Source organism: Dietzia sp. SYD-A1 (genome assembly GCF_015356725.1).
Classification (GTDB): domain Bacteria; phylum Actinomycetota; class Actinomycetes; order Mycobacteriales; family Mycobacteriaceae; genus Dietzia.
Genome location: NZ_JADDKI010000528.1, coordinates 1 through 1200 on the forward strand (window position 1 = coordinate 1; position 1200 = coordinate 1200).

Here is a 1200-nt window from a genome sequence, read left to right on the forward strand (position 1 = left end):
TCTCCACCCCCTCCGGGATCCCGGACTACCGCGGCCCCGACTCCCCCGCCCGGACTCCCATGACCTTCCAGCAGTTCGTCGGTGACCCCGGGTTCCGGCGCCACTACTGGGCCCGCAACCACCTGGGTTGGCGACACATGGAGGCCGCCCGACCCAACGCGGCCCACGCGCTGCTGGTCGACTGGGAGCGCCGGGGGCTGGTCCACGGCGTCATCACCCAGAACGTCGACCTGCTCCACCTCAAGGCGGGCAGCCGCCGGCTCGTGGACCTCCACGGCACCTACGCCGTGGTGACGTGCCTCGACTGCGGGCTGCGCCAGAGCAGGTGGGCACTGCACGAGGAGCTCGACCGCCTCAACCCCGGGTTCGCGGAGCGGGTGGCCACACGCGGCGCCATCGAGGTCGCCCCGGACGCGGACGCCGTTCTCGCCGACACCGCGGACTTCCGCATGGTGGACTGCCGCCGGTGTTCGGGAGTGCTCAAACCCGACATCGTCTACTTCGGGGAGAACGTTCCGGCGCACCGCGTGGCCGCGGCCAACGACCTGGTCGACGAGTCCGACCTCGTCATCGTCGTCGGGTCCTCTCTCACCGTCCGGTCCGGGTACCGGTTCGTGCGGCGTGCGGTGACCACCGGCACGCCCGTGGTCGTGATCAACCGCGGCCACACCCGGGCGCACTCAGAGGCCACCCTGACGATCGACGGCGACTGCGTGGACGTGCTCGCCCTCGTCGACCAGGCCCTGTAGAGACAAGGCCCTGTAGCGACCAGGCACTCCGGCGAGGTCTAGAGCGCCACCAGGTCGTCGGCGTGCACGAGCGGACGTCCCTGGCCCGCCGTACCTCTGCCCGCGGCGCGGTCGGCCAGTCGCGAGCGCACCTCGATCGAGTCGTACTGGGCGATCCCCCTCGCGACGGTCTGACCGGCGGGATCGCGCATCTCGATCACGTCGCCGAAGTGGAACAGCCCGTCGACGCCGGTCACACCCGCCAGCAGCAGCGAGCGCCGCGATCCGGTGATGGCACGCACCGCGCCGTCGTCCAGGATCACCGCGCCCCGCGCGTCGGCTGCGTGGCGGACCCAGAACCGACGCGCGGTCATCCGCTCGGGCCGGGGTGCGAACACCGTGCCCACCCGCGGCTCGTCGGCCAGTGCCTCCGAGGCCAGCTCGGCCGCGGTGAGCAGCACCGGGATGCCGG

The 1200-nt window shown here is 72.2% G+C and carries 2 protein-coding genes; one reads left to right on the forward strand and one right to left on the reverse strand.

The genetic code is table 11. The features are described from left to right. A partial coding sequence (locus IY392_RS16475) for a Sir2 family NAD-dependent protein deacetylase (RefSeq protein WP_194861807.1) occupies positions 1-749 on the forward strand: 749 nt, incomplete at its 5' end. A gap of 38 nt (positions 750-787) precedes the next feature. On the opposite strand, the gene IY392_RS16480 is transcribed toward IY392_RS16475, so the two are convergent. Further along, the coding region (locus IY392_RS16480; protein ID WP_309234204.1) for a PUA domain-containing protein at positions 788-1200 on the reverse strand (413 nt) is incomplete at its 5' end.